Source organism: Chitinophaga terrae (ex Kim and Jung 2007) (genome assembly GCF_900107795.1).
Taxonomy (GTDB): Bacteria; Bacteroidota; Bacteroidia; order Chitinophagales; family Chitinophagaceae; genus Chitinophaga; species Chitinophaga terrae.
The window spans coordinates 80,377-105,014 of record NZ_FNRL01000025.1; the positions used below are offsets into that span (position 1 = coordinate 80,377).

General features: G+C 45.1%; 25 protein-coding genes. 15 read left to right on the forward strand and 10 right to left on the reverse strand.

Features of this window, described 5'->3' with window-relative positions:
• Positions 1 to 5 precede the first annotated feature (5 nt).
• Both BLV62_RS21970 and BLV62_RS21975 read right to left on the reverse strand, forming a co-directional pair.
• Positions 6 to 1,319, reverse strand: coding sequence for a UDP-glucose dehydrogenase family protein (locus BLV62_RS21970; protein ID WP_089764334.1), 1,314 nt, complete (start codon positions 1,317 to 1,319; stop codon positions 6 to 8).
• Positions 1,316 to 2,452: a DegT/DnrJ/EryC1/StrS family aminotransferase gene (locus tag BLV62_RS21975; RefSeq protein ID WP_089764336.1), complete on the reverse strand. Its 1,137-nt coding sequence runs from the start codon at positions 2,450 to 2,452 to the stop codon at positions 1,316 to 1,318. Before BLV62_RS21975 ends, BLV62_RS21970 begins: the two co-directional genes overlap by 4 nt.
• A 47-nt stretch (positions 2,453 to 2,499) precedes the next feature.
• On the opposite strand from BLV62_RS21975, the gene BLV62_RS21980 reads away from it, so the two are divergent.
• The gene (locus BLV62_RS21980) at positions 2,500 to 3,822 is read left to right on the forward strand and encodes a 3-deoxy-D-manno-octulosonic acid transferase (RefSeq protein ID WP_225889673.1); all 1,323 of its coding nucleotides are present in this window, start codon (positions 2,500 to 2,502) and stop codon (positions 3,820 to 3,822) included.
• Here BLV62_RS21980 and BLV62_RS21985 read toward each other — a convergent pair.
• A complete protein-coding gene (locus BLV62_RS21985) occupies positions 3,792 to 4,754 on the reverse strand; it encodes a hypothetical protein (protein WP_089764338.1) in 963 nt (320 codons plus the stop codon). The two genes, BLV62_RS21980 and BLV62_RS21985, sit on opposite strands and share 31 nt — an antisense overlap.
• An 88-nt stretch (positions 4,755 to 4,842) precedes the next feature.
• Between BLV62_RS21985 and BLV62_RS21990 the strand changes: the two genes are divergently transcribed.
• Positions 4,843 to 5,412 (forward strand): thymidine kinase, encoded by a 570-nt coding sequence (locus BLV62_RS21990; RefSeq protein ID WP_089764340.1) that lies wholly within the window; start codon positions 4,843 to 4,845, stop codon positions 5,410 to 5,412.
• Positions 5,413 to 5,661: 249 nt separating this feature from the next.
• Here the strand turns inward: BLV62_RS21990 and BLV62_RS21995 are convergent, their stop codons facing one another.
• Together BLV62_RS21995 and accC are read right to left on the reverse strand one after the other, a co-directional pair.
• Entirely contained in the window at positions 5,662 to 6,144 is a 483-nt protein-coding gene (locus BLV62_RS21995) for a GtrA family protein (protein WP_225889672.1), read from the reverse strand.
• A 73-nt stretch (positions 6,145 to 6,217) separates the two neighbouring features.
• Positions 6,218 to 7,708 (reverse strand): acetyl-CoA carboxylase biotin carboxylase subunit, encoded by a 1,491-nt coding sequence (gene accC, locus BLV62_RS22000; RefSeq protein ID WP_089764341.1) that lies wholly within the window; start codon positions 7,706 to 7,708, stop codon positions 6,218 to 6,220.
• Positions 7,709 to 7,798: 90 nt separating this feature from the next.
• Between accC and BLV62_RS22005 the strand changes: the two genes are divergently transcribed.
• From BLV62_RS22005 to BLV62_RS22020, 4 genes are all read left to right on the forward strand, one after another.
• The gene (locus BLV62_RS22005; protein ID WP_089764343.1) at positions 7,799 to 8,467 is read left to right on the forward strand and encodes a heme exporter protein CcmB; all 669 of its coding nucleotides are present in this window, start codon (positions 7,799 to 7,801) and stop codon (positions 8,465 to 8,467) included.
• A gap of 142 nt (positions 8,468 to 8,609) precedes the next feature.
• Positions 8,610 to 9,272, forward strand: a complete 663-nt coding sequence (gene ccsA / locus BLV62_RS22010) for a cytochrome c biogenesis protein CcsA (RefSeq protein WP_089764344.1) — start codon at positions 8,610 to 8,612, stop codon at positions 9,270 to 9,272.
• Positions 9,269 to 9,499 (forward strand): CcmD family protein, encoded by a 231-nt coding sequence (locus BLV62_RS22015; RefSeq protein WP_089764346.1) that lies wholly within the window; start codon positions 9,269 to 9,271, stop codon positions 9,497 to 9,499. Before ccsA ends, BLV62_RS22015 begins: the two co-directional genes overlap by 4 nt.
• 53 nt (positions 9,500 to 9,552) lie before the next feature.
• Positions 9,553 to 10,971, forward strand: a complete 1,419-nt coding sequence (locus BLV62_RS22020; protein ID WP_089764348.1) for a Glu/Leu/Phe/Val family dehydrogenase — start codon at positions 9,553 to 9,555, stop codon at positions 10,969 to 10,971.
• 303 nt (positions 10,972 to 11,274) lie between these two features.
• On the opposite strand, the gene BLV62_RS22025 is transcribed toward BLV62_RS22020, so the two are convergent.
• The gene (locus BLV62_RS22025; RefSeq protein ID WP_089764350.1) at positions 11,275 to 11,715 is read right to left on the reverse strand and encodes a type I restriction enzyme HsdR N-terminal domain-containing protein; all 441 of its coding nucleotides are present in this window, start codon (positions 11,713 to 11,715) and stop codon (positions 11,275 to 11,277) included.
• Positions 11,716 to 11,804: 89 nt separating this feature from the next.
• On the opposite strand from BLV62_RS22025, the gene BLV62_RS22030 reads away from it, so the two are divergent.
• The 4 genes from BLV62_RS22030 to BLV62_RS22045 all read left to right on the forward strand — a co-directional run bounded on the left by BLV62_RS22030 (position 11,805) and on the right by BLV62_RS22045 (position 16,251).
• Positions 11,805 to 12,575 (forward strand): AMP nucleosidase, encoded by a 771-nt coding sequence (locus BLV62_RS22030; RefSeq protein WP_089764380.1) that lies wholly within the window; start codon positions 11,805 to 11,807, stop codon positions 12,573 to 12,575.
• Positions 12,576 to 12,595: 20 nt separating this feature from the next.
• The gene (locus BLV62_RS22035; protein ID WP_089764352.1) at positions 12,596 to 14,344 is read left to right on the forward strand and encodes an ABC transporter ATP-binding protein; all 1,749 of its coding nucleotides are present in this window, start codon (positions 12,596 to 12,598) and stop codon (positions 14,342 to 14,344) included.
• 104 nt (positions 14,345 to 14,448) lie between these two features.
• Positions 14,449 to 15,498 carry a tRNA preQ1(34) S-adenosylmethionine ribosyltransferase-isomerase QueA gene (gene queA, locus BLV62_RS22040; protein WP_089764354.1) on the forward strand — a complete coding sequence of 350 codons (1,050 nt, stop codon included), beginning with the start codon at positions 14,449 to 14,451 and terminating at the stop codon, positions 15,496 to 15,498.
• Positions 15,499 to 15,573: 75 nt separating this feature from the next.
• A complete protein-coding gene (locus tag BLV62_RS22045; protein ID WP_089764381.1) occupies positions 15,574 to 16,251 on the forward strand; it encodes a 2-C-methyl-D-erythritol 4-phosphate cytidylyltransferase in 678 nt (225 codons plus the stop codon).
• On the opposite strand, the gene BLV62_RS22050 is transcribed toward BLV62_RS22045, so the two are convergent.
• The 3 genes from BLV62_RS22050 to radC all read right to left on the reverse strand — a co-directional run bounded on the left by BLV62_RS22050 (position 16,245) and on the right by radC (position 18,427).
• Entirely contained in the window at positions 16,245 to 16,574 is a 330-nt protein-coding gene (locus BLV62_RS22050; protein WP_089764356.1) for a hypothetical protein, read from the reverse strand. The genes BLV62_RS22045 and BLV62_RS22050 overlap by 7 nt on opposite strands.
• A 56-nt stretch (positions 16,575 to 16,630) precedes the next feature.
• A complete protein-coding gene (locus tag BLV62_RS22055; protein ID WP_089764358.1) occupies positions 16,631 to 17,614 on the reverse strand; it encodes a Gfo/Idh/MocA family protein in 984 nt (327 codons plus the stop codon).
• A gap of 108 nt (positions 17,615 to 17,722) precedes the next feature.
• On the reverse strand, positions 17,723 to 18,427 hold the full coding sequence (radC, locus tag BLV62_RS22060) for a RadC family protein (protein ID WP_089764360.1): 705 nt from the start codon (positions 18,425 to 18,427) through the stop codon (positions 17,723 to 17,725).
• Between the two features lie 214 nt (positions 18,428 to 18,641).
• Between radC and BLV62_RS22065 the strand changes: the two genes are divergently transcribed.
• The 4 genes from BLV62_RS22065 to BLV62_RS22080 all read left to right on the forward strand — a co-directional run bounded on the left by BLV62_RS22065 (position 18,642) and on the right by BLV62_RS22080 (position 21,576).
• Complete coding sequence (locus BLV62_RS22065) at positions 18,642 to 19,607, forward strand: ribose-phosphate pyrophosphokinase (protein WP_089764362.1); 966 nt, start codon at positions 18,642 to 18,644, stop codon at positions 19,605 to 19,607.
• A gap of 39 nt (positions 19,608 to 19,646) precedes the next feature.
• A complete protein-coding gene (locus BLV62_RS22070) occupies positions 19,647 to 20,237 on the forward strand; it encodes a 50S ribosomal protein L25 (protein ID WP_089764364.1) in 591 nt (196 codons plus the stop codon).
• 108 nt (positions 20,238 to 20,345) lie between these two features.
• Positions 20,346 to 20,927, forward strand: coding sequence for an aminoacyl-tRNA hydrolase (pth, locus tag BLV62_RS22075; protein ID WP_089764366.1), 582 nt, complete (start codon positions 20,346 to 20,348; stop codon positions 20,925 to 20,927).
• Between the two features lie 37 nt (positions 20,928 to 20,964).
• On the forward strand, positions 20,965 to 21,576 hold the full coding sequence (locus tag BLV62_RS22080) for a fumarylacetoacetate hydrolase family protein (RefSeq protein WP_089764368.1): 612 nt from the start codon (positions 20,965 to 20,967) through the stop codon (positions 21,574 to 21,576).
• A gap of 53 nt (positions 21,577 to 21,629) precedes the next feature.
• Here the strand turns inward: BLV62_RS22080 and BLV62_RS22085 are convergent, their stop codons facing one another.
• Positions 21,630 to 22,064 carry a MarR family winged helix-turn-helix transcriptional regulator gene (locus tag BLV62_RS22085; RefSeq protein ID WP_089764370.1) on the reverse strand — a complete coding sequence of 145 codons (435 nt, stop codon included), beginning with the start codon at positions 22,062 to 22,064 and terminating at the stop codon, positions 21,630 to 21,632.
• Positions 22,065 to 22,142: 78 nt separating this feature from the next.
• Here BLV62_RS22085 and BLV62_RS22090 point away from each other — a divergent pair, with 78 nt between their 5' ends.
• A complete protein-coding gene (locus BLV62_RS22090) occupies positions 22,143 to 24,272 on the forward strand; it encodes an alpha-ketoacid dehydrogenase subunit alpha/beta (protein WP_225889670.1) in 2,130 nt (709 codons plus the stop codon).
• The last annotated feature ends 366 nt before the right edge of the window (positions 24,273 to 24,638 follow it).

Consider the following 24,638-nt stretch of genomic DNA (forward strand, 5'->3'; position numbering starts at 1 on the left):
TGAGTTTAGAGGGTTGAAGGAGTACGTCCTACACTTTCGTAATGATATCCTAACTCTTTCATCCTGCCAGTTTCAAAAAGGTTACGTCCATCAAAGATCGCTTTGTTCTTTAATGCTGCTGAGATCTTATTGAAATCCGGCGTTCTGAATACACTCCATTCTGTTGCTATAATTAATGCATCTGCGTTTTCAAGGCAGGTATACTGATGTTCTGCATAAGTGATCTTGTCGCCCACTACCTGCCGAACATTTTTCATTGCCTCGGGGTCGAATGCGCTTACAGTTGCCCCTTCTTCCAATAAAGCATTGATAATATACAAAGCAGGCGCTTCGCGGATATCGTCGGTATTCGGCTTGAACGCCAGCCCCCATAATGCAAAGTGTTTGCCTTTAAGATTGTTGTTGAAGTATGCTTTGATCTTTGGCAATAAGAAGAGTTTCTGTGTTTCATTAACTTCCATTACTGCGTTCAGTATTTTGAAGTTATAATTCACGTCTTCCGATGATTTTACCAATGCCTGCACATCCTTAGGAAAACAACTTCCTCCGTAACCGATTCCAGGAAACAGGAACCTTTTTCCTATGCGTTCATCGCTTCCTATACCCCTGCGTACCATGTCAACATCAGCACCGAGTTTTTCACAGAGGATTGCTATTTCATTCATGAAAGATATCTTGGTAGCTAAAAATGAGTTGGCTGCATATTTGGTCAACTCCGCGGATTTCTCATCCATAAATAAGATAGGATTACCTTGCCTTACAAACGGAGCGTATAAATCTCCCATTACTTTACGAGCTCTCTCTGACTGAGTACCAATTACAACCCTGTCAGGTTTCATGAAATCATCTACAGCTACACCTTCTCTTAAAAATTCGGGGTTGGAAACAACATCAAAAGGAGCTTTACAATTTTTAGCAATTGCGGCAGTCACTTTTTCTGCAGTACCTACAGGTACAGTACTTTTATCGACAATCACTTTGTAATCGGTCATTATTTTTCCCAGGTGATCTGCCACATTCAAAACATAAGACAGATCTGCGGCGCCGTCTGCTCCAGGAGGAGTCGGCAGGGCAAGAAAAATAACCTCCGCGTCTTTAATACCTTCTTCTAAGCTTGTTGTAAAAAACAAGCGATCTTCTTTCAGGTTCCTTTCAAAGAGCTTTTCTAATCCTGGTTCGTAGATAGTTATCTGACCCTCAGATAGTTTTTTTACTTTGTTGACATCAATGTCTACACAGGTCACTTCATTACCTGTTTCTGCGAAACATGTACCGGTTACGAGTCCTACGTAACCAGTACCTACTACTGTAATTTTCATGCAGGGGTGTTTAAGAAAGTTTTAACTGATTGGATAATATAGTCCAGTTGCTCCTGGTCCATTTCAGTGTGTATCGGTAAGGAAATCACCCGGTGGGTGAGATGATCGGTTACTGGTAAATTAAACTCAGCTCCTCCAAAATCGGCAAACATTTTCTGACGGTGCGCTGGAACTGGATAGTAAATCATTGCAGGAATACCTTTAGATGCAAGGAATTCCTGTAGTTTGTTTCTGTCGGCGCCTTCCAGCTGCAGTGTATACTGGTGAAAAACGTGATACCCGTTTTCTGCACGGTATGGGGTAATGATCGCCGGCACATCTGCAAAACCTGCATCATAAGCATCTGCCACAGCCCTTCGTGCTTCAATATATTGATCCAATAAAGGCAATTTAATCCTTAAAACCGCAGCCTGTACAGAGTCTAACCTGGAGTTGCAACCTACCACGTCGTGGTAGTACCTGGCCGACTGGCCATGGTTGGCCACCATACGCAATTTAGCTGCTATTTCGTCGTCATTGGTAAAAATAGCGCCTCCATCTCCGTAGCAGCCTAAGTTTTTGGACGGGAAGAAAGAAGTGCAGCCAATATGACCGATTGTTCCTGCCTTCTTACGGGAACCGTCCGCAAAGGTATAGTCTGCCCCAATCGCCTGTGCATTGTCCTCGATTACGTATAAGTTATGTCTGGCGGCTAAGGCCATTAAAGGCTCCATATCGGCTACCTGCCCATAAAGATGTACAGGTACAATCGCCTTGGTTTTAGATGTGATAGCTTTTTCTACCGCCGAAATATCCAGGCAGTAGGTTTTTGGATCAATATCTACAAATACCGGTTTTAAACGTAATAATGCAATCACTTCCGCAGTAGCAATGAAAGTGAAAGACGGGGTGATGATTTCATCCCCTGGTTCCAGGCCTAAGGCCATCATGGCAATTTGTAAAGCGTCAGTACCATTCGCGCAAGGTATCACATGCTTTACTCCCAGGTACGTCTGTAATTCTGCTGAAAATTGCTGAACTGCACTACCATTAATGAATGCAGTACTGTTTAGAACTTCCTCGATGGCTGCATCTACCTGGGGTTTTATCTTATTGTACTGGCGTTTCAAATCTACCATCTGAATAGGAACCATATGACCGTATATTTTTATTTTGTTTAAAGTGTGCAAATTTACAAATTTTGAGATTGGTAAGGGAGTATCTTTGCCGGCAACACGAAATTCAGGTAAAAGTACGTAACTGTATGATAGCAACCGGGATATATAATATAGGGCTCAGGCTGTATAGGATGGGAGTGGGCCTGGCAGCCTTAATGGGCAAAGCTAAAGCCCGGAAATGGCTGGATGGCAGGAAAGACTGGCAAAGCAAGCTTAAGTCCGCTAACCTCGGCAACGAGGGTACTATTTGGGTACACGCCGCATCCCTGGGCGAATTTGAGCAGGGCCGCCCCGTTATTGAGGCGCTCAGGACAACTTATCCTGCCAATAAAATTTTGTTAACTTTTTTCTCGCCATCCGGTTATGAGGTCAGAAAAAACTACCAGGGTGCTGATTACGTGTGCTATTTGCCGTTGGATACCGCCGGAAATGCCCGGGAATTTATTGAAATTGTCAACCCCGCCCTCGTATTGTTTATAAAATATGAGTTCTGGTATCACTACCTGACAACCCTCCATAAAAAGCAGATCCCCACCTTATTGATCTCGGGTATCTTCAGACCCGGACAGATCTTTTTTAAAGGTCATGGAGCAATGTTCCGCCGCCTGTTGGAACAGCTTACCCGGATATTTGTACAAAACAGGGCTTCTCTTGCCTTGCTGGAGGAAATTGGCATCCGGCAGGTATCGATTAGCGGCGATACCCGTTTCGACCGGGTAGCGGCATTATTGAAGGAAGGAAGCGAAATCCCTGAAATAGCCCGGCTCCAGGACCGGAAACTGGTCGTAGCCGGCAGCACCTGGCCGGAAGATGAGCAACTGCTGGGCAAATGGTGGGAGGAACATCGCCCTGCCAATACTACTTTAATACTGGCGCCCCATGAGATCCACAATGAGCACCTAACGGCTATTGAAGCGATTTTCCCCAAAAGCATCCGCTTTTCGGCTTACCGGCAGCAAGCGGGTATCGTTCCCGAGGTACTGATCATAGATAATATAGGTATGCTGACCACCCTTTATAAATATGCTTACCTGGCATATGTAGGTGGAGGATTTGGGAAAGACGGTATTCATAATATCCTGGAACCGGCTGTTTACAGCAAGCCGGTAATAATAGGACCGGTTTACGACAAGTACTTCGAGGCAGTAGAACTGGTGGCGGCAGGAGGGGCCTGTGTAGCCGGGAATTCAAGTGCGCTGACGGCTGTAATGGAGCAATTATTCAATGACCCCGGGTTTTATGGCCGCACAGCAGGAATTGCAGGGCAGTATATCCTGGAAAATGTAGGGGCAACCGCTAAAGTAATGGCCTATATTCAGGAAAAACGTTTCCTGAGTAAAGAATAAAACTGTTGTACTAATTTATTATCCTCCTGCCAGCCCTGGATGATCATGATCTCCCGCTGGATCCAGTGATCCGCTTCCTGGAAGCTGCCAAATTCATTGATGGTTTTAATAGAACGTTCGTAAAGATCCTTGTCTCCATTGAACAACACATCAATAAACTGGTATTTGTCGTTGATCCCGATCGCCTGGCGCAGATCGTTGACGGGCATTCCTCCCAGTTTCTGCGCTACTTCTACCTGTTGTTGTTTCAGGCGGTCGTTCAGCGATACCGCTGGTTGTGCGCCTGCTTCTTTTTTAGGTGCAGGGGCGGGTGGCGTATAGGATTCGAAAAGAGAAGTTTGTTTTTGCAGCGCTTCTGTTGATACCTGTTTTATAGGCTCAGGTATATTTGCTGCCGGCTGGGCCGTTTTTTCGATGTGCCCTTCCGACTTCCTGGCAGCCAAATGGTTAACAGATAAAGGTACTTCATCACGAAACCTGGAATTGATATCCTCTACCTCGTATTTCTTAGCTGCAGTATTGATATCTGTAACTTCCGTTGCAGCAACTGGATTTTCGCCAGCCGGAGCAGCATGGTTGTTCGGAACTTCATCTGGCGTAGCATTATTCGCAGCAGCTGCTATAACCGGTTTTTCCTCAACGGGAGCTGTATTGTTGATAACTTCCGCAGGAGGAGCAGGCGTATTGGCCACGTTAATTGGCGGTAATGTTGTAGTTTGCGCCTCTGTTTCATGGGAAACTGCAACTGGTTGTTGAACGGGAAGTATCACCGCAACATTGCTGTTTTTGCCAAGTTGCTCAACATGCTGACGGGTACGAACATGCAAGATTTCTGCCTGCAACAACTGTACATAATAGGATATTGTTGCCAGATCAGCGCCGGAATTTTTTAATTCCAGTAGTTTATCAATTAATGCATTAATTTTTTCCATGCCTTAATTGTTAAGGTGAGAGGTAGGAATTATTTTATTTTTATAAAAATAGAGTATTTCAATTAATTAATAATCAAATTACTACAATATGTTTATTGAACCTTCTCTGGCAGGAGGGAGAAGAGGGTGGATTGAAGTGATCTGTGGTTCTATGTTTTCGGGGAAAACAGAAGAACTGATCCGTCGTCTGAAAAGGGCCAGGATCGCCAATCTTAAAGTAGAGATCTTCAAACCCGCCATGGACGTGAGATATGATGAAACCAGCATCATTTCTCACGATGAAAACAAGATTATATCAACGCCTATTGAGAATTCCCAACAGATACTTTTGCTTGCCCAGGAAGTTGATGTGGTGGGGATAGATGAAGCACAGTTTTTCGACGACGAATTGCCTAACGTATGTGACCAGCTGGCATTGGCGGGCGTAAGAGTGATTGTTGCCGGCCTGGATATGGACTATACCGGCAAGCCTTTCGGACAGATGCCGTTTCTGCTGGCCAAAGCCGATTATATCACCAAACTGCATGCTATTTGTGTGGTATGCGGCAATATTGCAAATTATTCTTTCCGCAAATCGCCTGCCAAAGAAACCTTTTTACTGGGCGAAAAAGACCTTTACGAACCCCGGTGCAGGCACTGCTACTACACGCATCCGTGAGGGGTTTCACGCAAAGGGGCAAAGAGGGCGTAAGAGGCATAAGGATTTTTTAAGAAAATAAGGAAGCAAAGAAAAAGAAGTTTATTAAGGAAATTAAGAAAGCAAAGAGGAGATAATTTATGTTATATAATGTAATTATCTCCTCTTTGCTTTCTTATTCTTCGCTTCGGGCAAAAAATCCTTTGCTTCCTTATTTTCTTAAAAAATCCTTATGCCTCTTACGCCCTCTTTGCTCCTTTGCGTGAAACATCAAGCTTTTTTTACTTTGAAGGTGAATTTCTTCTGGGTTAGGTAGCTGAATATTACAACCAGCACGGTAGTGAATATTTTACTGATAGTAGGATAAAAGTGGAGGTGTTCCACAAATATCTTCATAAATACATAGTTCAGCATAATGCAGATGGCTACCATCACAAAATACCTGAACAATTGTACGCGGCCCCTGATATTGGATTCAGAGAATACGACATATTTGCTGAGAAGGAAACCGGTAGGGAATGTTACCGCCATAGACATGAACAGGGCGCCTATATGCGCACCCATATCAAATAACCCGAAATGAAGGGGCTGATGACGAAGCACGAAATTGTAACAAATAAAGTACAGGAATATATCCAATGCAGTATTTCCCCCTCCGCAGGCAAGATAGCGGAAAGTCTGAAATGGCATTACCTTAGAAAAAGGCGGATACAGGTAGCCCAGGACTTGTAAAATAATGTTACGTATAATCATGAAAAATTGGCGCAAATTTAAGGGTTTTCCTCGTCCGGGAAAATGCTTTAACGAAAGTTAACAACTATTATGGTTATCTTAACAAATTCCTTCTTTTCCAGTTAGATTCACTCTTTTGCTCTTCCTTCTTCGCTGTTTGTAAAGATAGATGCTGTTGCTGCCACACGTATGCAGCCAGAATTGCAGCTAGTTGCTCTTCCCGCGGATCGTTCTCCTGTAAGGATTGCGGCGTAAAAAATTTGCTGATGAAGTTGGTATCAAAATTACCTTCGATAAAGGCAGGTTGTTGCAATGCCCAATGTCCGAATGGCAGGGTGGTCTTAATTCCTTTTACGGCGTATTCTTCAATTGCACGGATGAGCCTGTGCCTGGCTTCTTCCCGGTTACTGCCCCATGCGATCAGTTTGGCGATCATCGGGTCATAAAAGATCGGGATATCCATACCTTGTTCATATCCATCATCTACCCTCACACCATAGCCCTGCGGACGAATATAGGTTTCAAGTTTCCCCGTATCGGGGAGGAAGTTGTTTAACGGATCTTCTGCACAGATACGCAGTTCAATGGCATGACCATTTATTTTCAAGTCGTCCTGTGTGAAGGAGAGTTTTTCGCCCCTTGCTATTTTTATCTGTTCTTTTACCAGGTCCAGGCCCGTGATCAGCTCTGTTACCGGGTGCTCTACCTGCAAACGGGTGTTCATTTCCAGGAAATAGAAGTTGAGAGATTCATCTACCAGGAACTCTACAGTTCCCGCTCCGTAATAGTTGCAGGCTTTTGCAACGTCTACGGCGCATTGGCCCATAGCCGCCCTGATAGCGGGGGTAAGGCAGGAAGAAGGCGCTTCTTCTATTAATTTCTGGTGACGGCGCTGTATGGAGCATTCCCTTTCGAACAAATAAACACAGTTGCCGTGCTGGTCGCCCAGGATCTGGATCTCTATATGTTTGGGAGAGCCTACGTATTTTTCAATGAACACCGCATCGTCTCCAAATGCGCTGAGGGCTTCACTTTTGGCGAGCCTGATCTGTTCTTCCAGTTCGGATGGGTCGTTAACGATACGCATCCCCTTACCGCCGCCGCCTGCTGAGGCTTTGATGAGTATGGGAAACCCGGTTTTCTTAACAACTTCCCTGGCTTCTTCCAGGCTTTTGAGAGGCGTTTCGGTACCTGGCACCATTGGCACCCCAAATTTCTGGGCTGCCTGTTTAGCTGCCAGTTTGCTACCCATTACCTCGATAGAAGAGGCAGAAGGGCCTATGAAAGTAAGGCCTGCAGCTGTTACCTGTGCTGCAAACCGGGCGTTTTCACTTAAGAATCCATAGCCGGGATGGATGGCATCAGCTCCTGTTTCCTTGGCTACGGCTATAATTTTTTCTGCGACCAAATAAGATTGGTTGGATGGAGCAGGTCCTATGCATACGGCTTCGTCGGCAAACAGAACAAATGGCATGGTACGATCGGCTTCAGAATAGACAGCTACGGTTTTAATCCCCATTTCCCTCGCTGAACGCATGATGCGTAACGCAATTTCACCCCTATTGGCAACCAGAATTTTATTCATCGACAGTAATTTATATAGATCGGCTAATATACTTAGATTTATGGATTTAGATGCTATATCTCTAAATCCTGACTATCTTTGCGGCACTACATGAAGAAGAATAGCGCCATACATCAGGTTATTACCCTTGTAAAAAAGGATCTTACGCTTGAATTGCGGCAGCAATACGCCTTTTATGGGGTATTACTGTATATAGTTTCCACTGTATTTGTGATCAATCTAATGATGGGAAAGCCGGACGATAAACTCTGGAACGCCCTGTTCTGGGTGATCCAGCTGTTCGTAGCGGTAAACGCAGTGGCGAAAAGCTTTATGCAGGAGAGCCGGGGACGGTTGCTTTATTTTTATTCATTGGTTCATCCGAGGGTGTTTATTATGGCTAAACTCATTTATAATATCATCCTGATGGTGTTAATGAGCCTGATTGCCATGTTATGCAGCATTGCATTCCTTGGGAATCCTATTGCCAATACAGGGTACTTCATAGGAATGGTGTTAATGGGCGGAATAAGTTTATCTCTTCTCTTTACCATGCTGGCTGCAATTGCAGCCCAGGCTAATCATAACGCCGCGCTCATGGCGGTGATGGGGTTCCCGTTAATTCTCCCTATCCTGATGTTGCTGGCCAATATATCAGTATCTGCATTCCTTACGGTTTATCAGCCGGGGTTGCCGAAGATGTTTTTCCTCCTGGGAGGTATGGATATATTGGTAGTGGCGTTAACGTTAATCCTTTTCCCTTTCCTGTGGAAAGATTAACGAAATGTCAAACAAAAAGCTAACTTCTGTAAACGAAATTTAACGGGTATTTGGAGATGTTGCAATAAACTTAAAATCGCCTAAAATCTTTGTACTTAAGGGGAAAACCTGTAGGTTTGCCCCCGGAATATAGCTATAAAAAATGGCCAGACATTGGTGGAAAGCATTAGCGATACTGCTTCTTTTATATGTAATTATCGCCGGGTTTACTGTTAAAATACCTATAATAGGAACCAACGGACAATCTTCGCGTGGATTGTTCTTTCACGTACCGATGTGGATATGTATGTATACAATGTTTACCATATCCCTCGTTTACTCCCTTCTTTTCCTTGGCAAATATGATCTTAAAAAAGATGTAATGGCGTCCAGTGCTGCAAGCGTTGGCGCTTTTTTTGGCGTTTTAGGATTTGCTACCGGATCACTCTGGGCTACTTATACTTGGGGCGGAACGTTGACAGACGATCCTAAACAGATGTGTACTGCCATTGCTATCCTTATTTATTTAGCATACCTGGTACTGCGGATGTCTATCCAGGATATGGATAAACGTGCCAGGATTTCGGCAGTGTTCAACATATTTGCCTATGCTTTACTGATCCCGCTGACTTACATCATTCCCCGCATGGTGGATTCTCTTCACCCGGGAAGCGCTACTACGCCCGGTTTTGCTTCTAAAGACACCGATGGAACTATGAAACTGGTATTGTATCCCGCCTTTATCGGATGGACATTATTAGGCGTATGGATCTTTACACTGGTAGTTCGCTACAGAAAATTGCAACTCAAAAAAATAATCCAATGATCAATAAAGCGTTTTCATTTTGCCTGACAGTAGTACTGTTAATGATCTCAGTACTGGCTAACGCCCAGCAGCAAAATACAGAGAGCGGACCGGTAAACGAGTTTTTCCGCAGCAACGATAAAATATACGTAGTAGTAGGAGTACTGGTGATCATCTTCATCGGGATCGTAGCTTTCCTGATCCGCCTCGATAGAAAGATCAGCAGGCTGGAAAAAGGTGACAAATAAGCTTATAACCATACAGCATATACATTCTAATCATTTTACCAAAACAATAATTTATGTCGCAAGAACAGCATTATAGCTTTTTCCAAAGTGTGGAAAGAAGTTTCGACAAAGCAGCTGGGTTCACAAAATGGGACAAAGGTATATTGGAGCAGATCAAAGCCTGCAACGCTGTATACCAGATTAAATTCCCCGTGAGAATTGGCGATACTGTACAAGTAATTGAAGCATACCGTGTTCAACACTCTCACCACAAGTTGCCTTGTAAAGGAGGGATCCGTTTCAGCGATGAAGTGAACCAGGATGAAGTGATGGCGCTGGCGGCTCTGATGACCTACAAATGCGCTATCGTAAACGTACCATTTGGCGGAGCTAAAGGCGGTATCAGGATCAACCCTCGCAACTATACTCCATTCCAGCTGGAAGCCATTACCCGCCGTTATACCGCGGAACTGGTGAAAAAGAACTTCATAGGTCCGGGCACCGACGTACCGGCTCCTGACTACGGAACAGGTGAAAGAGAAATGAGCTGGATCCTGGATACCTACATGAGCCTGCGCCCGGGAGAGATCGACGGATACGGTTGTGTAACGGGTAAACCGGTTTCACAAGGCGGTGTTCGCGGTCGTACCGAAGCTACCGGCCTGGGAGTATTCTACGGGCTGCGCGAACTTTGCAATATTAAGGAAGATATGGACCGTATCGGTCTTACTACCGGTATCGAAGGAAAAAGAGTAGTGGTACAAGGTATGGGTAACGTAGGTTATCATGCCGCTAAATACTTCCACGAAGCAGGTGCAAAAGTGATCTGCCTGATCGAATGGGATGGCGCTATCTTCAATGAAAATGGTCTGAACCCTGATGAAGTGCTGATGCATAAAAAAGCTACCGGTTCTATTATTAACTTCCCTGGCGCTACCAACCTGAATAAAAATACCGACGGCCTGGAACTGGATTGCGAAATCCTCATTCCTGCAGCCCTGGAAAACGTGATCGATAAACATAACGCCCCTAATGTTAAAGCCAAGATCATTGGCGAAGCGGCAAACGGTCCGTTAACTCCGGAAGCAGACGAAATCCTGAACAAAAAAGGCGTTATTATAGTGCCTGACATGTTCCTGAACGCCGGCGGTGTGACCGTTTCTTACTTCGAATGGCTGAAAAACCTTAGCCATGTGCGTTATGGCCGCCTGGGCAAGCGCTTCGATGAAAATATGAACATCCACATCCTTCAGACAATTGAAGATCTTACAGGCAAGAAAGTATCAGATAAAGAAAGGAAGTTCATCGCGCATGGCGCAGATGAAGTGGACCTGGTATATTCCGGCCTGGAAGAAACAATGCATGCTGCTTTGCACGAAGTGCGCGACGCTATGATCGCTAACCCGCAGATCCATGATATGCGTACTGCCGCTTACGTAGTAGCTATCAACAAAGTGGGCGCCGCTTACGAGCAACTGGGTATCTTCCCTTGATGACACTCGCGGGCTCGTGTTTGGGCACGCAGAGAAGCTGAGGAGGCAAAGAGACATAAGGATTGAAGCGGATATTTTAAGAATTGTAACAAGTTTCTTAATCAATAGAAACCAATTATAATTCTTAAAATATCCGCTTCAGTCCTTATATCTCTTAACTAAATTCCTTCGCTTCAGTCCTTATATCTCTTAACTAAATTCCTTCGCTTCGGTCCTTATATCTCTTAACTAAATCCCAGTTCTTATGCCTCTTAACAAAATAACCTTATGTCCCTTTGCCCCCTTATGCCACTCCGCGTGAAACTACCCCGGGTAAACAGGCAATTTATGAAGAAACCGCCAGTTACCCGCTTCACAGCTACCGCAGAAAGTGTGACTGCCATTAGTAATTACCAGGTAAGCAGAAGGCATCACCATATTATACTGCACCACCTGCTGTAAGGTTTTTTCTGTTAACGGAACATTCATCTCTTTACACTCTATCAGCATCCAGGGACGCATTTCCCGGTTAAAGACCACGATATCAAACCGCTTTTTCACTTCTCCAATATAGATCTCTCTTTCTATACCAATTAACGACGACGGATAGGATAATACCTTAACGAGATAGTTAATAAAATTCTGCCTCACCCACTCTTCAGGGGTAAGCGTAATATAGCGTTTACGCAAGCGGTCGAAAATCAGCTCCTTGTTGCCTTCTTTTAAAATTTTGAAGTCTGGAGGCGGAAAAGTGATAGCAATCAAAGTAAACCCGGATTAAAAGACGAAGATAATCACATTGTCTTAATATGGGGGATAGGAAGAAAAACCTTATATTTGCCTGTCAAAAGGCTATGAAGACAAAAGCAGAAATTGTAGCTAATTGGTTACCCCGCTACACAGGAGAAAAGCTCGAAAATTTTGGTTCCCACATTCTCCTCACTAATTTCAGCAATTACGTTACCATGTTTGCCGAATGGAACAAGGTTCCTATCGTAGGCCAGGGAAGACCCATGCAATGTGCAACGGCTGAAGACATCACCATCATTAATTTTGGTATGGGCAGCCCCGGCGCCGCCACAGTAATGGACCTCCTGTCGGCCATTTCCCCTAAAGCAGTATTATTCCTTGGTAAATGCGGAGGTTTGAAGAAGAAGAACAATATTGGTGACCTGATCCTTCCTATTGCCGCAATCAGGGGAGAAGGTACCAGTAACGACTATTTCCCGCCGGAAGTTCCCGCATTACCGGCATTCGCTTTACAGAAAGCGATTTCTACTACCATCCGCGATTACGGGCAGGATTACTGGACAGGTACCTGTTATTCTACCAACCGCAGGGTTTGGGAGCATGATTCTGAATTTAAGGATTACCTGGCTAAAATCAGGGCCATGGCGGTAGATATGGAAACGGCAACCATCTTTTCTGTTGGCTTTTTCAATAAGATCCCTACCGGCGCATTGTTGCTGGTTTCTGATCAGCCAATGATCCCGGAAGGCGTGAAAACAGAAGACAGTGATAAAAAGGTCACTTCCAAGTACGTTGAACGTCACCTGCAGATCGGGATCGATTCATTACGCAAACTGATTGAAAGCCACCAGACCGTTAAGCACCTGCGTTTTTAGAAATGTTGTAACTTCCGGGTATGCTTACAAAGCGGGTAGAGATCCAGGACCTGGAAGTTGGTTTCCAAACCAGTCAGACATATACAACGGCAGTTAATAAAATTTCCTTTTCTATAGGAAAAGGAGAAGTAGTGGGCGTAGTTGGCGAATCCGGTTCCGGTAAATCGGTGACCGCACTTTCGCTGATGCGCTTAATAGAAATACCCGGCGTAAAAACCGCAGGGAAACTGTTGTTTGAACCCACAGATCATACTGTTGTTAACCTGTTGCAGCTCTCCGACGCCACGATGCGCACCTACCGGGGAAAAGAGATCAGCATGGTGTTCCAGGAGCCTATGACGGCATTAAACCCGCTCCAGACCTGCGGCAGGCAGGTGGCGGAAGTGATCAGGCAACATAAGGATGTTAGCCTGCAGGCAGCGGAAGAAGAGGTATTAAAGCTCTTCGAAAGAGTAAAGCTGCCTGATCCTCCTGCTATTTTCAAACGTTATCCACACGAAATATCCGGCGGCCAGAAGCAGCGGGTTATGATCGCTATGGCCATAGCTGTTCGCCCGTCTTTGCTGATAGCCGATGAACCTACAACAGCGCTGGACGTAACTGTTCAGAAAACCGTACTAGACCTCCTGAAGGAGCTGCAATCCCAGTTGCAGATGAGCGTATTGTTCATCACGCACGACCTGGGCGTAGTGTCCGAGATTGCCGACAGGGTAGTAGTGATGTATAAAGGAAATATTGTGGAAGAAGGGCCTGTCAGGGAGGTGCTGCATCATCCCAGGCATCCGTATACCAGGGGGCTGCTGGCTTGCCGGCCACCGTTAGACAGGAAGCTGTACCGTTTGCCGGTAACGGCTGATTTTATGACCGTTGACTCACAGGGGGGCATACACGAAAAGCCCAATGCGATCAACGAGTTGATCGACAAACTAACTATACCGGCCACTGAACTGAATGATCGCAGGAAACAACTGGCGGAAGCGCGGCCTGTGCTGGAGGTAGAAGGATTGCAGACCTGGTTTCCTGCGGAAAAGTCTTTTACCGGTCAGGTAAAACGCTGGATGAAAGCTGTGGATGGCGTGAGCTTCCGGGTGGCGCCGGGCGAAACTATGGGATTGGTGGGCGAATCGGGATGCGGTAAAACTACGTTGGGAAGATCAATTCTCCGGTTGGTAGAACCAACAGGGGGATCGGTTGTTTATAAAGGGCAGGATATACGAAGTTTGTCGGCAACCGGAATGCGGCATCTCAGGAAAGAGATGCAGTTAATTTTCCAGGACCCTTATGCATCCCTGAATCCACGGATCACTGTTGGCGCAGCCATACTGGAACCTATGCAGGTGCATGGACTTCATGGAACGGCGAAACAGCAGCAGGAGCGGGTGGAAATGTTGTTGGAGAAGGTGAGCCTGCCTGCGGCTTTCTATCATCGTTACCCACACGAGTTGTCGGGAGGGCAGCGGCAACGGATAGTGATAGCCAGGGCGCTGGCTGTATCGCCATCTTTTATTGTGTGCGACGAATCGGTTGCCGCCCTGGATGTAAGCGTACAGGCGCAGGTGCTGAACCTGTTGATCGGCCTGAGAGCGGAATTCGGGTTTACAAGTATTTTTATTTCACATGATCTGTCGGTAGTTCGTTTGCTCAGCGATAGGATGATGGTGATGCAACGGGGGAAAATAGTGGAAGCCGGATGGGCTGAAGAGGTGTATAATTCTCCCCAAACTCCTTATACCCAACAGCTGATATCAGCCATTCCGAAAATTATTTAATATATAAGTTGTTAATTGATATTCTTTTTATATCATATTTTGATGGTATGAATATTAATTGGTAATTTTGCAAGCTCTAAAAAATTTCTTATTCATACCGTAATATGAAACTATCACAGTTCAAATTCGATCTTCCTTTAAATCTGATCGCGCAGCACCCTTCTAAGACAAGAGATGAATCCCGCCTGATGGTGGTAAATCGCAGTACTGGAAAAATAGAACACAAGTTGTTTAAAGACATCCTGGGTTATTTCAATGACAAGGACGTTATGATTGTGAACAACACCAAAGTGTTCCCAGCAAGGTTGTATGGCCGTAAAGAGAAAACAGGAGCAAAAATTGAGGTTTTCCTGCTGCGTGAGTTGAACAAACAAAACCGCCTATGGGATGTTATTGTTGACCCTGCCCGTAAAATCCGCGTGGGTAACAAGTTGTATTTTGGAGATGATGAAACATTAGTAGCTGAAGTTATTGATAATACTACCTCCAGGGGGCGTACTATCCGTTTCCTGTTCGAAGGTAACGACGATGAGTTCAAAGTAGTGTTGGATCAGTTAGGTGAAACACCGTTGCCTAAATACATCAAACGCAAACCAGAAGAAGAGGACAAAGAGCGTTACCAGACCGTTTATGCGAAGTATGAAGGCGCTGTAGCGGCTCCGACTGCCGGTTTACACTTTAGCCGTGAACTGATCAAGAGGCTGGAAATTAAAGGTGTAAGATTTGCAGAAGTAACCCTGCACACTGGTTTGGGTACTTTCCGTCCTATCGAAGTAGAAGACCTGAGCAAACACAAAATGGATGCTGAGTACTTCCACATCGATGAGCATGCGGTTAAGATCGTAAACAAAGCAAAAGAAGAAAACCGTCGTATCTGCGCTATCGGAACCACTTCCGTAAGAGCGGTTGAATCTTCGGTTACTGCGCAGAACCACCTGAAAGCAGCAGAAGGTTGGACAAACATGTTCATCCATCCTCCTTATGATTTTGCCATTCCAAATGCCCTGGTAACTAACTTCCACCTGCCAAAAACCAGTTTGTTGATCATGACCTGCGCTTTTGCCGGTTATGACCTGGTAATGGAAGCATACCAACAGGCGATCAAGGAAAAATATCGTTTCTTCAGCTATGGCGATGCCATGCTGATCATCTGATAACAATATTTTAGTTGTTTGAATACGGATTTGAGGGCTGAATTATCTACCCGCAAATCCGTATTTTTTTTAGTTATGAACTATAGAAAAGTAGCCATCATTGTAGCCGGAGGGGCTGGTACCCGTATGCAGAGCGCAACGCCCAAACAGTTCCTGGAGCTGGCAGGCAAACCTGTTTTGCTGCATACAGTTGAAGCGTTTGCCGCCGCATACGATGATATGGAAATTGTACTGGTGGTTCCGGAGGCGCACTTTGCCTACGTGGATACCTTGCTGAAACCAGCTCCCGCCGTTTCGAGGATCACTGTGCTGGGCGGGGGAGAAACCCGCTTTCATTCTGTCAGGAACGGGTTGCAGAAAGCCGAAAACGCTGTAGTATTTGTGCACGATGGCGTAAGGCCCCTGGTTTCCCCATCGTTGATCCGTTCCTGTTATGAAGCTGCATTGGCTCACGGAAGTGCGATTCCCGTTGTAGAAATGAAAGACAGTATCCGTGAAGTGAATGGCGGGATGAATAAAGCTGTGAACCGCGATCATTATAAGATCATTCAAACCCCGCAAACCTTCTTGTCTGAAATCCTTTTACCTGCATTTGAACTGCCCTACGATCCATTATTTACTGATGAAGCAACAGTTGTTGAGCGATTAGGACACCGCGTTCACCTGGTACCGGGTGAAGAGTCGAATATTAAGATCACAAAACCGCTGGATTTAACTATAGCTGCAGCCTTGTTGAAGGAAAGAGGTCAGTAACGGCTAAGCCCCAACTGCCGTGCTTTTGCCGTATCGCTAAACAGTATAAGCGCGGTAACCATCCGGCCTGTCAGCGTATCGCAATTGTGTGAATTAACGATTGCCTGGGAAACGGTGTCGCTGTATATTTCTGCACTTTCGTACCTGACCTGGTTGGCATCCAGCCATTTGCGGATAGTGAAAGAATGGGTGGTATCGGCATTGCCCCAGGGGTTATTACATAATTTCTCTAACCTGGTCATAGGGATGCTGGTAACTTCGGGGTCGTTTGAACAGGAGCTAAGAAAGATTGCTGTTGTTAACAGGTAAAAGAGATACTTCATTGTTTAAGCAGGTTTTCTCTTTAACGGGTTAACAACAGCTTAAGTTACATTGCCGCTTACTTGGCTGCAGCGGTTTCTGCAAGTCCTTTATTGATCTTGGCAAGGATCTGGTGAGCAACGTCCATAGCCTGCAAACCATCTATTGCATTTACAGCAACGGGTTTATTTTGGAGGATGCTGTCTCGGAACAACTCCAGTTCCATACGTATCGCGTTGGTTTGTTTAACTTCCGGATTATCTATAGCAATGGTCTTTTTGCCACTGTTGGTTTCAATATCCAGCGTAAACAGACCTTCGTCTGTTGGCGTTTTCAGTTTAATGATCTCTGTTTTCTTATCCAGGAAATCGATGCCGATATAGGCGTCTTTCTGGAACAGTCGCATTTTACGCATCTTCTTAAGGGATATGCGGCTGGAAGTCAGGTTGGCAACGCATCCGTTATGGAATTCGATACGTACGTTGGCAATATCCGGTGTATCGCTCATTACGGCCACCCCGCTGGCGGAAATCCGGTTAATGGTTGATTTAACAATGCTGAGAACAATGTCTATATCATGGATCATGAGATCCAGGATCACGCTCACGTCCGTACCCCGGGGATTGAATTCAGCAAGGCGATGCACTTCAATGAACATGGGTTTCAGATCATATCCCTGCAATGCAAGATAGGCCGGGTTGAAACGTTCTATATGTCCTACCTGGAACTTGATATTTGCTTCATCTACCAGTTTTACAAGGGTTTTAGCCTCGTCCATGGTGTTGGTCATAGGCTTTTCGACGAAGATATGTTTGCCGTTCCTGATGGCTAATTCACAGAGTTTGAAGTGCTGGGTGGTAGGAGTCACGATATCCACAGCGTCAATAGCCTGGATAAGCGACTCTTCAGATGAAAACCGGGGGATGTTATATTGAGCAATACTTGCAGCATTAGCGTCACTTGGATCAAAGAAGCCAACTACTTCTACATCTTTCATGGTAGCCAGCTGGGAGAGGTGTATTTTACCTAAATGTCCTACGCCGAAGAGTCCTATTTTGAGCATACGTGTATAAATAATTATCTGCGAAAGTAAAACAGAAATACGGATTTTGGTCTACATATTTAAGTATTTGCTTATTTAAGTATGCATATATTTTCCTATCTGAAAATATTATAACATACCGTCTTCGGCGAGGCTGAGATATCCTGTTTCACCAACAATGATATGATCAATGAGGAAAATATCGAACAGGAGGCCCAGCTCCTTGATCTTACGGGTAATGGAGATATCTGCCTGGCTGGGCCTGAGATTGCCGGATGGATGGTTATGACATAATATAAGTTTGGTAGCATTCCGGGCGATTGCTTCTTTGAAGAGCAGCCGCGAATCTACAACGGTGGCCGTCATTCCTCCGCTGCTGATGCATTTGTAGCCTAATACCTTGTTAGCATTGTTGAGGAACATGACATAGAAGGTTTCATAAGCCTGATCAGCGAGTAAAGGTTTGAAAAAGAGGGCTGCGCCGGCGCCATCGGTAATAACCGTTTTTTTATGAATATTGCCGGCCTGCCGGCGCCTTGCCAGCTCCATGGCTGCCAGCACAGTAATAGCCTTTGCTAAACCAATACCGCGTAAAGTGCTTAGTTGCCTGGGTTCAATCTTTCCAAGCTCTGAAAGATTGTTATGGGCCAGGTGAAGGATCTCTTTTGCAAGGTCCACAGCTGATTTGCTTTTGTGCCCTGTTTGAATAAGAATAGCCAGTAATTCTGCATCGCTTAAAGAAGCAGGACCATTACTAAGCAGTTTTTCTCTGGGCTGATCTTTTTCAGACCAATCTGAAATCGGGAGGTAGGTTGGGTTCGCGTTAACAAACATAACAACATCATTAATCAACCAAATATCCTTAAATTTCTTAAATTTAGTTCCAATTCTATACGACATTTTTTATCAACCAATAAGTTTAGTATCTATCTGATTATTTATAATTAATACATAAATAATATTGGTCATGTCTTTTTAATTTTAAAAAAATCGGGCTGGTACACCCAAAAATCATAGTTTTGCAACCTCTTTTCCACTAGTATCTAGTATGCAACCTTCAGTAAAAATTTTTACAGGCAACAGTAATCCGGCGTTAGCTGAGAAGATTGCCAAAAAGTACGGCAAAGGGCTTCAGGGAGGCCTTGGCAAAGTTAGAATCCAAAAGTTCAGTGACGGTGAAATTCAACCAGTATTCCTTGAAAGTATCCGTGGCGACTATGTTTTCCTGATCCAGGGAACCAGTGCGCCATCAGATAATTTATTGGAGTTGTTGTTAATGATTGACGCTGCCAAAAGGGCATCCGCCGGTTATATCACGGCTGTGATCCCTTATTTCGGCTATGCGCGTCAGGATAGAAAAGACAAACCCCGTGTGGCTATTGGCTCTAAACTGGTAGCGAACCTGCTGACCTCGGCGGGGGCTAACAGGGTGATAACCATGGATTTACATGCCCCTCAGATCCAGGGTTTCTTTGATATCCCCGTGGATCACCTGGATAGTTCCGCTATTTTTATTCCTTATATAGAGAATTTAAAGCTGGAAAACCTTACCTTTGCGTCCCCTGATGTTGGTAGTACCAACCGGGTAAGGGAAGTAGCTTCTTACTTTAACGCCGAAATGGTAATCTGCGACAAACACCGTAAACGTGCCAACGAGATTGCTTCAATGGTAGTGATCGGAGATGTAACTAACCGGGACATAGTGCTCATTGACGATATCTGCGATACTGCAGGAACACTTTCCAAAGCAGCTAACCTGCTGAAGGAAAAAGGAGCCAGAAGTGTAAGAGCTTTTTGTACGCACCCTGTATTCAGCGGCAATGCTTACGAGAACATCGAAAAATCAGTACTGGAAGAAATGGTGGTATGCGACACCATTCCATTGAAACCAGGAGCTCCTTCAAAAATAAAAGTGATCTCAGTAGCAGAACTGTTTGCAGTAGCTATCCGCAACATGCATGAAAACAAGTCGATCACCAACTTGTTCATTCACAGTCAAAGACGTCAGGACTAATCATCGTATTCTTAATTATCAATATAAATTGTTTAACAAATGAAAACAATAACAATCGAAGGACAACTCAGGAGCGAATTCGGTAAAAAAGCCACCCGCCAACTTCGTTCTGAGGATAAAGTGCCTTGTGTTATTTACGGGGGTGCAGAAACCGTAAATTTTTCAGCTCCTTCAAAATCATTTAAAGCTTTGGTGTACACTGCTGATTTCCAGTTAGCTGAAATCAAATTGGGCAGCAAAAGCTATAAATGCGTATTGAAAGACATGCAATTCGACGTAGTAACAGATGAACTGACACACGTTGACTTCCTGGAACTGGTAGAAGACAAAACTGTAAACGTTACGCTGCCTATCAAACTGGTTGGCCAATCTGCAGGTGTTAAAGCCGGTGGTAAACTGGTTAGCAAAATGAAAGCACTGAAAGTAAAAGCGCTGCCTAAAAACCTGGTTGAAAACATCGAAGTAAACATCGAAAACCTGGAACTGAATGGCAACATCCGTGTTGAAGACGTGAAAATCGAAGGTATCGAAATCACTAACTCTCCACGTATTCCTATCGCTTCAGTTGTTATGACTCGTCAGCTGCGTCAGGAAGAAGCATCTGCTGAAAAAGACGCTAAGAAGAAATAAATTTTTAGAAATATTTTTCCAGAAAGCCTCTCTATTTTTAGAGGGGCTTTTTAATTTTGACAATATCGCAGTCCATTGCGATTATTGCATTTTAATAATCTGAACAGCATGAAATACCTTATAGCCGGCCTGGGTAATATTGGAGAAGAATACAAACATACCCGTCATAATATCGGTTTTGACGTAGTAGATGCTTTCGCTGCCCGGCATAATGCGGTGTTTCAAAACGACAGGCTGGCCGATGTAGCCGAATGCAAATGGAAGGGTAAAACCTTTATCCTTATCAAGCCTACTACCTATATGAACCTGAGCGGAAGGGCCGTTAAATACTGGCTCGATAAAGAAAAGATCCCCCTGGAGAACCTCCTGGTGATCCTGGACGACCTGGCCCTGCCCCTCGATGTAATACGTTTAAGACCGGGTGGTAGCGATGCAGGTCACAATGGTCTTAAAAGCATACAGGAGTCGCTGGGCTCCAACCAATACCCACGACTCAGGTTTGGTGTTGGCAATCAATACCCGAAAGGGCGACAGGTAGAATTTGTGCTGGGGAAATGGAAAAACACTGAAGAACCTGTTGTACAGGAAAAAATTGAAAAAAGTGCAGATATCATTGAAAGCTTTGCTTCCATCGGTATCGCCAGAACAATGAATGAATATAACAAACTTACCTTTCCATTAGGTAAGTAAATTGTTGTCTTTTTTTCAACTTAAAATCAAACGCATTATGAAGATTATTTGCGTAGGAAGGAACTATGCCGATCATGCAAAAGAACTGAAGAATGAAGTACCTACCGAACCTGTACTGTTCATGAAACCAAAAAATGCGCTGTTGCAAAATGGTCATCCTTTTTATTACCCTGAATTTACCAGTAATTTGCACTATGAGTGCGAATTGGTGCTTAAAATAAGCAAGAATGGTAAACATATCCAGGAGAAATTCGCCGATAAATATTATGACCAGATCTCGGTTGGGATCGACTTTACCGCCCGCGACCTGCAGGATAAACAAAAAGCCAAAGGTCTTCCCTGGGAAATTGCAAAAGCATTTGATAACTCAGCCATCGTAGGGAAATTTATTCCAATCACCCCCGAAATGGATAAGAAAGACATCGACTTCTGCCTGTATAAGAACAAAACTATTGCCCAGGCAGGAAACACAAAAGATCTGCTATTCTCTTTTGACTTCCTCGTTGCCTATATCTCAAAATTCTTTACCCTGAACATTGGTGACCTGATCTTTACCGGCACTCCAGCCGGGGTAGGACCAGCCGAAATTGGCGATAGTTTCGAAGCCTTTATAGAAGATGACAGCCTGCTGGAATTCAGCGTGAAATAACAATACTAGTAAAGCAGCAAAGCATTGCTTTGCTGCTTTACCTGTTTAGCTTCTTAAGGTATATTGTTGTAAATCGTGTCCAGTATCCGGGTTAACTCAATGTAGTCGGCCTCTGTTAAATGTTTCCAGCCAACCTTGCGCATTTCATATACCAGCGCTTTTACATCCTTGTACTTTTCCACACCCGCAGGAGTTAACTGCAGGTATACTTTTCTCCGGTCCAACGAATCTACTTCCCTGATAACCAACCCTTTCTTTACCAGTAGTTCTATAATCCTGGAAATGGTAGTAATATCTTTAGAGGTATTACGGGCCAGCTCGTTATGGGTGGTTTTTTTATGCTTGTATAGGTTCTCTATCAATAACCATTGATCCACTGTAATGTCCTTCTGTTGGGCATCGAACGTCTTTTGCCAGTAGTTGCGAAGTTTTTTTAGCGTAGCATCCAGCTTAAAAAAAGATGGATTACTGACGAAAGTATCAGTCATATTAATTAATTTGCATTAGCAACTGTTGCTATGGCAACTATTGTTTTTAATCACCATCATCACCAAAACAGTCTTATTGTGTTTAAAGATAACACAAGCGTTTCAACTTTAAAAACGCTGACCACGAGCAAAGCTGGTGATAGTAAAGAGTTGGCCGAGTTATTAACAGCCTGGAAACTGATGTGTGACGCCCGGTATATGGCTGAAACCTATGAAGCCAATCGCGCTATCTGCCGCTATGTACATTCCACCTCCCGTGGGCATGAAGCTATTCAGATAGCCACAGGCCTGCAGTTAAAGCCTTACGACTTTATCTCGCCCTATTATCGGGACGACGCCATGTTACTGGCAATGGGATTCTCGCCCTATGAGCTGATGTTACAATTGCTGGCTAAAGGTCCCGACCCGTTTTCAGGAGGTCGCTCTTATTATAGTCATCCCAACAACCGGGATGGCAATCGCCCCCAGATTCCCCACCAGAGCAGCGCTACAGGCATGCAGGCCATTCCTGCCACCGGTATGGCGCAGGGAGTGCAATACCTGGAAAAAGTTCATTCGCCTTTGCTGAAAACCGGCCCCGCCGGCGAATCGCCTGTGGTAGTATGCGTATTTGGAGATGCTAGTGTAACGGAAGGAGAAGTAAGCGAAGCATTCCAGTTTGCTGTATTGAAACAATTACCCATAATTTACCTGGTAGAAGATAATAACTGGGGGATTTCAGCCACCGCCCCGGAAGTAAGGGCTATGGACGCTTACGAATACGCAGCAGGGTTTAAAGGCCTTGAACGCATGCGTGTTGACGGAAGTGATTTCAACGCCAGTTATGCCGCTATGGAAACGGCTATTGGTTATGTAAGGCAGGAGAGGAAGCCCATTCTTGTTCAGGCATGCGTACCGCTGCTGGGCCATCATACTTCCGGTGTCAGGAAAGAATGGTACAGGGCCGCCGACGATCTGGCGAACGACCAATTGAATGATCCGTTGCCGAAACTAAGGCAGCTGTTGTGCAAACATGGAGTTGCTGAAAAGACGCTGGACGAAATAGATCGCCAGGCGGCAACTGACATACAGCTGGCGTTTGAAAAAGCGGTAGCAGCGCCAGATCCCTCACCTGGAACATTTGCTGATCATGTTTTTGCCGTTACCCCGGTAACCGAGGAAACAGGACAGCGTTCGCCAGCCGGCAAACAGAGATCGGTAATGGTAGATGCTGCATTGCATGCAATAGAGGAAATATTGCAGCAATATCCTGAGGCTATTTTTTTCGGGCAGGATGTAGGCAAGCGCCTGGGCGGCGTGTTCAGGGAGGCAGCGACATTGGGCGAAAAATTCGGAGAACATCGTGTATACAATACCGCTATACAGGAAGCATATATCATTGGCGCCACAGCAGGACTTTCGGCTGTGGGAATAAAGCCTATCGTAGAAATCCAGTTTGGGGATTACATCTACCCGGGGATCAACCAATTGGTTTGCGAGGTTGCCAAGTCCTGCTACCTGAGCAATGGAAAGTTCCCTGTGCAGGCCCTGATCCGCGTTCCGGTTGGAGCATACGGTGGCGGAGGGCCTTACCATTCGGGAAGTATAGAGTCTACCTTGTTAAGCATAAAAGGGATTAAGGTAGTATATCCTTCCACTGCAGCTGATATGAAGGGATTGATGAAAGCGGCGTTCCTGGATCCCAACCCGGTTGTAATGCTGGAGCACAAAGGACTTTACTGGAGCAAGGTGCCTGGTACATTGGAGGCGATGACAATAGAACCGGCCGCCGATTATATATTACCTTTAGGAAAGGGAAACATTGTACAGTCAGCGCAGCCCCGTGACATAGAAATGGGTAATACAGCCTGCATCATTACTTATGGAATGGGAGTGTATTGGGCGAAGGCTGCGGCAAAAAACTTTCCGGGGATGGTAACAATAGTGGATCTTCGGACCCTGTACCCGCTGGACGAAGCACTGATCTACAGCCAGGTGAAGTTGCATGGCAAATGCCTGGTAATAACAGAAGAGCAATTGAATGCCTCATTTGCAGAAGCTTTGGCGGGCAAGATACAACGCAATTGTTTTCAATTCCTGGATGCGCCGGTGGCTACAATTGGGGCAGCGGACCTGCCGGCCGTACCGCTGAACACCGGACTGGAAGCAATGATGCTGCCGGGGGTGGAGAAAGTGATCAAAGAAATTAACACACTGTTGTCATACTAATAAAAAAGCTGCCTCTACGAAGTAGAGACAGCTTTTTATGTGTGCCAGGCATGTGTTATATCTCTAGGGTGCAAGTCCCGAATGCGCTTTGTAGTAGGAAGCATTAGCCAATAGCAAGGGTGTCCACTGTAAAGTGGAATCTGAAGGAAGCTGGCGGCAAACATCCGGGCCGACGAACAGAAACTGTATACAAGGCGGGGTTACAAGGGTGATGTTGCATAAGAAACAAAAACCCGATACTACACAGATTGTAACAACGTAAATGCAGCGGCTACATGGATGGAAAGCGATAACACTTACCCTGGGAGGCCCTGTTTTTTTTTTACAGGGAGTCAGCCGAGGTCATAGTAGGCAGGGAAACGAGCC

Bases quoted from the DNA above. Each gene is read 5' to 3' on its own strand.
- BLV62_RS22085 (WP_089764370.1), bottom strand. From the start codon at position 22,064: ATGACTGATACTTTCGTCAGTAATCCATCTTTTTTTAAGCTGGATGCT.
- BLV62_RS21970 (WP_089764334.1), bottom strand. From the start codon at position 1,319: ATGAAAATTACAGTAGTAGGTACTGGTTACGTAGGACTCGTAACCGGT.
- BLV62_RS22005 (WP_089764343.1), top strand. From the start codon at position 7,799: ATGAAGAAGAATAGCGCCATACATCAGGTTATTACCCTTGTAAAAAAG.
- BLV62_RS22070 (WP_089764364.1), top strand. From the start codon at position 19,647: ATGAAAACAATAACAATCGAAGGACAACTCAGGAGCGAATTCGGTAAA.
- BLV62_RS22055 (WP_089764358.1), bottom strand. From the start codon at position 17,614: ATGCTCAAAATAGGACTCTTCGGCGTAGGACATTTAGGTAAAATACAC.
- BLV62_RS21995 (WP_225889672.1), bottom strand. From the start codon at position 6,144: ATGATTATACGTAACATTATTTTACAAGTCCTGGGCTACCTGTATCCG.
- BLV62_RS22050 (WP_089764356.1), bottom strand. From the start codon at position 16,574: ATGAAGTATCTCTTTTACCTGTTAACAACAGCAATCTTTCTTAGCTCC.
- ccsA (WP_089764344.1), top strand. From the start codon at position 8,610: ATGGCCAGACATTGGTGGAAAGCATTAGCGATACTGCTTCTTTTATAT.
- queA (WP_089764354.1), top strand. From the start codon at position 14,449: ATGAAACTATCACAGTTCAAATTCGATCTTCCTTTAAATCTGATCGCG.
- pth (WP_089764366.1), top strand. From the start codon at position 20,346: ATGAAATACCTTATAGCCGGCCTGGGTAATATTGGAGAAGAATACAAA.
- BLV62_RS21985 (WP_089764338.1), bottom strand. From the start codon at position 4,754: ATGGAAAAAATTAATGCATTAATTGATAAACTACTGGAATTAAAAAAT.
- BLV62_RS22015 (WP_089764346.1), top strand. From the start codon at position 9,269: ATGATCAATAAAGCGTTTTCATTTTGCCTGACAGTAGTACTGTTAATG.
- BLV62_RS21975 (WP_089764336.1), bottom strand. From the start codon at position 2,452: ATGGTTCCTATTCAGATGGTAGATTTGAAACGCCAGTACAATAAGATA.
- BLV62_RS22035 (WP_089764352.1), top strand. From the start codon at position 12,596: ATGCTTACAAAGCGGGTAGAGATCCAGGACCTGGAAGTTGGTTTCCAA.
- BLV62_RS22020 (WP_089764348.1), top strand. From the start codon at position 9,553: ATGTCGCAAGAACAGCATTATAGCTTTTTCCAAAGTGTGGAAAGAAGT.
- BLV62_RS22080 (WP_089764368.1), top strand. From the start codon at position 20,965: ATGAAGATTATTTGCGTAGGAAGGAACTATGCCGATCATGCAAAAGAA.
- BLV62_RS22065 (WP_089764362.1), top strand. From the start codon at position 18,642: ATGCAACCTTCAGTAAAAATTTTTACAGGCAACAGTAATCCGGCGTTA.
- accC (WP_089764341.1), bottom strand. From the start codon at position 7,708: ATGAATAAAATTCTGGTTGCCAATAGGGGTGAAATTGCGTTACGCATC.
- BLV62_RS22045 (WP_089764381.1), top strand. From the start codon at position 15,574: ATGAACTATAGAAAAGTAGCCATCATTGTAGCCGGAGGGGCTGGTACC.
- radC (WP_089764360.1), bottom strand. From the start codon at position 18,427: ATGTTTGTTAACGCGAACCCAACCTACCTCCCGATTTCAGATTGGTCT.
- BLV62_RS22030 (WP_089764380.1), top strand. From the start codon at position 11,805: ATGAAGACAAAAGCAGAAATTGTAGCTAATTGGTTACCCCGCTACACA.
- BLV62_RS21990 (WP_089764340.1), top strand. From the start codon at position 4,843: ATGTTTATTGAACCTTCTCTGGCAGGAGGGAGAAGAGGGTGGATTGAA.